The organism is Flavobacterium sp. LB2P53 (assembly GCF_003970305.1).
GTDB lineage: Bacteria > Bacteroidota > Bacteroidia > Flavobacteriales > Flavobacteriaceae > Flavobacterium.
In genome coordinates this window covers 105,561-111,696 of the sequence record NZ_RYDG01000010.1, presented here as the reverse complement: position 1 = coordinate 111,696, position 6,136 = coordinate 105,561, and the positions used below count along the sequence as shown (strand labels likewise).

General features: G+C 36.2%; 7 protein-coding genes. All 7 read right to left on the bottom strand.

The genetic code is table 11. The features are described from left to right. Window positions 1-181 precede the first annotated feature (181 nt). Entirely contained in the window at window positions 182-1,231 is a 1,050-nt protein-coding gene (gene queA / locus EKL95_RS12595; protein ID WP_126453091.1) for a tRNA preQ1(34) S-adenosylmethionine ribosyltransferase-isomerase QueA, read from the bottom strand. Window positions 1,232-1,430: 199 nt separating this feature from the next. Further along, window positions 1,431-2,648, bottom strand: coding sequence for a 3-phosphoshikimate 1-carboxyvinyltransferase (gene aroA, locus EKL95_RS12590; protein ID WP_126564341.1), 1,218 nt, complete (start codon window positions 2,646-2,648; stop codon window positions 1,431-1,433). Window positions 2,649-2,768: 120 nt separating this feature from the next. Beyond that, entirely contained in the window at window positions 2,769-3,095 is a 327-nt protein-coding gene (locus EKL95_RS12585; protein ID WP_126453086.1) for a nucleotide pyrophosphohydrolase, read from the bottom strand. After that, window positions 3,092-4,081, bottom strand: a complete 990-nt coding sequence (locus tag EKL95_RS12580; protein ID WP_126564340.1) for a virulence RhuM family protein — start codon at window positions 4,079-4,081, stop codon at window positions 3,092-3,094. The genes EKL95_RS12585 and EKL95_RS12580 overlap by 4 nt, the downstream gene beginning before the upstream one ends. Before the next feature lie 2 nt (window positions 4,082-4,083). Next, the gene (locus EKL95_RS15240) at window positions 4,084-4,413 is read right to left on the bottom strand and encodes a type ISP restriction/modification enzyme (RefSeq protein ID WP_233589421.1); all 330 of its coding nucleotides are present in this window, start codon (window positions 4,411-4,413) and stop codon (window positions 4,084-4,086) included. A 117-nt stretch (window positions 4,414-4,530) separates the two neighbouring features. Next, entirely contained in the window at window positions 4,531-4,983 is a 453-nt protein-coding gene (dtd, locus tag EKL95_RS12570; protein ID WP_126564339.1) for a D-aminoacyl-tRNA deacylase, read from the bottom strand. Between the two features lie 45 nt (window positions 4,984-5,028). Further along, the gene (rsgA, locus tag EKL95_RS12565) at window positions 5,029-6,006 is read right to left on the bottom strand and encodes a ribosome small subunit-dependent GTPase A (protein WP_126564338.1); all 978 of its coding nucleotides are present in this window, start codon (window positions 6,004-6,006) and stop codon (window positions 5,029-5,031) included. Window positions 6,007-6,136 lie beyond the last annotated feature (130 nt).

Below are 6,136 nucleotides of genomic sequence, written 5' to 3'. Positions count from 1 at the left end.
ATAGAAATCGAATTCGACCTTTAGTGCTTAAAAATCAAAAAGATGCAATATAAAATTCCTTAACTTAATGACATTGAGCGCGACCCTTGGGGCACACTCTTATAAAACTGTGCTCGGAATAAACCAAAAAATCTCGCCATTGCTGACGAGATTTTGTTATTTAGACTGAAATGAATTCAGATTAGATGATCATCATTGCATCACCGTAAGAATAGAATTTGTATTCTTTTTCGATTGCTTCTGCGTATGCTTTTTTCATTAAATCGTGGCCACAAAAAGCGGAAACCATCATTAATAAAGTTGATTTTGGCGTGTGAAAATTAGTAATCATACAGGTGGGAATCGTAAATTCATGAGGTGGAAACACAAATTTATTTGTCCATCCGTCAAAAGGATTCAGTGTATTATGTGACGAAACTGAACTTTCTACGGCACGCATAGATGTTGTTCCTACGGTACAGATTCTTTTTTTATGAACTTTTGCGTTATTTACAATATCACATGCTTCTTGAGTGATTTTTAATTCCTCGGAATCCATTTTGTGTTTTGATAAATCCTCAACCTCAACCGGATTAAAAGTTCCCAAACCTACGTGAAGGGTTACTTCGGCAAATTTGATTCCTTTGATTTCCAGTTTTTTCATTAAATGTTTAGAGAAATGCAATCCTGCAGTTGGCGCTGCAACAGATCCTTCTTCTTTGGCATAAATAGTTTGGTAACGTTCCGCATCTTCCGGAGTTACGTCTCTAGAAATGTATTTTGGGATTGGAGTTTCTCCAAGTTCCGTTAATTTATTTCTGAATTCTTCATAAGAACCGTCGTAAAGAAAACGCAATGTTCTTCCACGAGACGTAGTATTATCTATCACCTCAGCGACTAAGGAATCATCATCTCCAAAATACAATTTGTTACCAATTCTGATTTTTCGGGCCGGATCTACTAAAACGTCCCAAAGTCTTTGCTCTGCATTTAATTCTCTAAGTAAAAAAACTTCGATTCTTGCGCCTGTTTTTTCCTTGTTACCATACAAACGTGCCGGAAAAACTTTAGTATTATTGAGAATTAAAACATCGCCTTCGTCAAAATAATCAATAACATCTTTGAACATTTTATGCTCTATAGTCCCTTTCTTACGATCTATAACCATTAGACGTGCTTCGTCTCTGTTTTCAGCTGGATATTCAGCAAGAAGTTCTTTTGGCAAATCGAATTGAAAATGTGATAGTTTCATCTTAAAAAGTTATAAGTTATGAATTATGAGTTATGTCCTTCGTCTGCGCTCAGGATGACAATCTTAATTCGAGTGTGCAAATATACGATTGTGAGATAGGCGTTGTCAAGTGTTTTGCAATTTATTTTTCCTCACACCAGCCCTCTCCAAAGGAGAGGGAAAAGGGAAACATCTTTTCGCCCAATGAATTGAGGGTTTTTTACGAAATTTCGAAACCTAAACTTTTTAAATCTTCCCAAAAATCCGGATATGATTTTGAAACGACTTCGGCATTTTCGATGATTATGGGTACTTTCAACGCTAATGGTGCAAATGCCATTGCCATTCTGTGGTCGTTGTAGGTTGCAATTTTAATGTTGTGATTGATTTCACTTGAAGCCAAAAGCGTCAAGCTATCATTGGTAACGGATATGCTCGCTCCGAGTTTTGTTAGCTCAATTCGTAGTGCTTCCAGTCGGTCTGTTTCTTTAATTTTCAAGGTATGTAAGCCTGTTAGATGGCAACCAATTCCTAATCCAAGGCAGGTAACTACGATCGTTTGGGCAATATCCGGCGTATTATTTAGTTCAAGATTTAGAGTTTGAGGAATAAAATTCCCTTGTTTGGTAAGCGTCATTTTATTTCCTTCAAAATGCGTTTCGACGCCCATTTGTTTATAGATTTCTACCAAAGCCGAATCGCCTTGTAAACTGGTTTCTGTATAACTGGTCAATGAAACAGTAGCATTTTCAGCCAAAGCAACCAAACTAAAAAAGTAGGAAGCCGAACTCCAATCGGATTCAACAGTCATTACTTTTGATTCCACTTCTTGTTTTGGATAAACTGTAATTACATTTCCTTCAAAACTGGTTTTGATATCCAAATTATTTAATAATGCCAAAGTCATTTTGATGTACGGAACCGAAGTGATCTCACCAACCAAAGTGATTTCAATACCGTTTTCCAGTTTTGGCGCCACTAATAATAAGGCCGATATGTATTGACTGCTTACATTTGCAGGAATAGAAACTTTAGAGTCCGTGATTTTTTGTCCATTGATACGAATGGGCGGATATCCTGGTTCTTTCTCATAGGAGATTTTCGCACCTAATTGTTCCAAGGCTTCCACCAAAACTTTTATAGGGCGCTCCGTCATTCTTTGCGAACCAGTCAAAACTACTTCGCGGCTTTCGTTCACAGCAAAATAAGCGGTCAGGAAACGCATGGCTGTTCCTGCATGATGAATGTCAACTATTTCCTCGTTTCCTAGCAATGCTTTTTGCATGACTTCACTATCATCAGAGTTCGAAGTATTGGCCAAAGTAATGTTTGGGAATAAGGCCTGTAACAATAACAAGCGGTTTGTTTCGCTTTTTGAGCCAGTAACTGCAATTTGAGCTTGTAAATTGGATTGGGAAGTTTGTAACAGTAAATTCATTTTTGTAATTATGGGTTGTGAGTTATGAGATATGAATTATACTTTCATTTTTAACTCAAATAATTTTTGAGTCGCAATTTACCACTCCGCATTTATAATTCATAATTTATACTTCACAAATTATTTGAGTTTTTCATTGTTTTTGTGACGGTCTTTGTCTCGAATGGATTTTAGATCCATTTTTTTATCAAAAGCGGCTTGTAAATCAATTCCGGTTTGGTTGGCTAAACACAATACCACAAAAACTACATCGGCTAATTCCTCGCCAAGGTCTTTGTCTTTATCGCTTTCTTTTTCGGATTGTTCGCCGTAACGACGGGCGATGATTCGGGCCACTTCCCCTACTTCTTCGGTAAGCTGCGCCATATTGGTCAATTCGTTAAAGTAACGAACGCCGTGTTCTTTAATCCAAGTATCTACGTCGAGTTGGGAATTTTTTAGGTTCATTTTTTTAGTTTTTTTATTTCTTTATCAAAATCAGAAATTATTTTCTGTGTTTTATTAAAGGCTTCATAGGCAGCGATTGCTTTTTTATCAGCTTGTATTTTAGAAATTTTCCCTTTACCGTCCAAAACCTTATAATCATTAAAGTTTAGAAATTTATTCACACTTGTTGCCAATTGACTCATCGTAAAAGTATTCTCCCGCTCTATCAATCCTTCTATGTAATCAAAGTAACCCGTTACGGTGCGCTCCAATTGTTTAATTTCTTTTTCTTGTAAATAATTTTTGGCAACTACCACATCCGATTTCAAAACCCTTCCACTTGGACTATTTTTCCAAGTCGTTAATCCCATATTTTCCTTTTCGGCGTCGGCAGTTTTGGCTATTATTTCGGCAGCAGTATTACCGGTTATAGCAAAATGAAATTTATTTTGAACTGTGGCATAGAAATTTTTTGTGATATCGGCATTGCTGTCATAGTCAATACTGCACTCAGCAAAAATATCCGTTACTTGCTGGTAAATCCTTCTTTCATTTGCGCGAATCGAACGAACTCTTTGCAGTAATTCTTTAAAATAATCTTTTCCAAAAATTGCTTGACCCTGTTTTAAACGATTGTCGTCAAGCACAAACCCTTTTATAATATATTCTTTTAAAGTCTGGGTTGCCCAAATCCTGAATTGTGTAGCTTTGGTAGAGTTTACTCTGTAACCAACAGAAATTATTGCGTCAAGACTGTAATGTTTTACTTTGTAGGTTTTGCCATCTGATGCAGTTGCCGAGAAAACCTCGGTAACTGCATTTTCTTCTAATTCCTTACTTTCAAAAATATTTTTTAAGTGTAATGAAACATTGTCTGCACTGCAGTCAAACAATAACGCCATTGCTTTTTGCGAAAGCCATACCGATTCGTTTTGCAGTAAAACATCAACACGTATTTCTCCGCTTGGTGCGGTGTATAAAATAAACTTTTTTACGTTTTCTTCCATAACTATTCTATTGCTATTGTATCAATTACTTTCATTAATCTATCCGTTTCACTTAGTGCTACAATGATTTTTTGATAATGGGCAATATCGTCAAATTCCAGTTTGCGTTCCTTACGGTCTTTGAGCCATTTTTGAGCGGGCTGATAACCACCAATGTAGAAATTCCAAGCTATTTCAGGAACGTTGTCGAAATATTGGGTTTCGTTGGTTGCGGCAACATCCGGAACAATACTTTCGATAAGTTGCTTCAAATCGCCACGATAGGTGTGTTTTGTTGCATTACCTCTTTTGTAGGCGGAATTTATATTTTGAATGTATTGTTCTAAAGCCATCTCAGTTGTACTTGAACAAATGTAAAGAATTGGAACCTAAAAAAACACCTTCAGTGAGGTGTTTCTTATAACAATTTCCGGTATTTACTTTTTATGTTTGGAGAACTCTAAGGAAACCTACTCTCTATTTTTACTGTCAATTACTATCGTTACAGGACCATCATTCAGCAAAAGTACTTTCATATCTGCACCAAAAACGCCAGTTTGTACTTTTTTACCCAATTCTTTCTCCAACTGAAGCACAAAATTCTCGTATAATGGAATAGCTGTTTCTGGTTTTGAAGCTTTGATATAGGAAGGACGATTGCCTTTTTTAGTAGCGGCGTGCAAAGTAAATTGACTTACCACAATAACATCGCCATCTGTATCCTTGACAGATAGATTCATCACTGCATTATCATCTCCAAAAATACGAATATTGACTGTTTTTGAAGCTAACCAATTGATATCTTCTTGATTGTCTAAATCTTCAATCCCAACCAAAACCAACAATCCTTTCTGTATATTAGCTACGACTTTAGTATCGATGGTTACGGAGGCTTGGGAAACTCTTTGAAGGACGATTTTCATTATTTTATATTCTATGTAAAATAGACGCGATAAATAGCGTCTCTACTATTCCCTAGTTTTGTCACTAATTATTCGATCTTCATTATGAATATCAGTACGGTAATTTTCATCGTCACCTTCGAGAATTTTAAGGTAACTTCTATAACGGGACCAAGCGATTTCATCTTTTTCTAAAGCCCCTTTAATAGCGCAATGCGGCTCATCTTTATGCAAGCAATTATTGAATTTACATTGCTCTTTCAACTTAAAAAATTCAGGAAAATAACCACTGATTTCTGCTGCATCCATGTCTACAATTCCAAAACCTTTGATCCCGGGAGTATCGATGATTCTGGCATCAAAAGACAAATCATACATTTCGGCAAAAGTCGTCGTGTGTTGCCCTTGCTTGCTTGCTTCAGAAATTGTCTTTGTTTTTAAATGTAAAGAAGGCTCCATCGCATTTACCAAAGTCGATTTCCCAACTCCGGAATGTCCAGAGAACATGCTCACTTTCCCAATCATCATTTCTTTCAATTCCTCTATTCCTTTCATTTCAGTCGAAGAAACGCGCAAACATTTATATCCAATTTCCTGATACACATGCTGCATGTACAATTGTTCATCCAGCGTGGCATCGTCTAGCGTATCTATTTTATTAAAAACCAGTATAGTTTCAATTCCATACGCTTCGGCAGTAACCAGAAAACGGTCAATAAAGTTAAAAGTCGTTGGCGGATTATTGATGGTTACCAACAAGAAAACCCTGTCAATATTAGACGCAATAATATGCATCTGATGGGATAAATTCACTGATTTCCGAACGATATAATTCTTTCTGTCATGAATGTTATGAATGGTTCCCGTAACAGTATCGGATGATTCTTCTAGTTCATAATCCACAATATCGCCTACAGCAATAGGATTGGTGCTTTTGATTCCTTTAATTCGGAATTTTCCTTTCATACGGCATTCGATAAAATCCCCTTGTTCGGATTTTACGGTGTACCAACTTCCTGTAGATTTGTAAACGAGTCCTGTCATAAAGGATTATTTGATTGAAGATTAACTATTTTAGATTTCTGATTTAAAATCTAAGACTTTGCAAAGATAATTCTTTGTTTTAGGTTTAAAGTTTAAAAGTTTAAAGTTTTTCACTTTGAGCAACTTTACA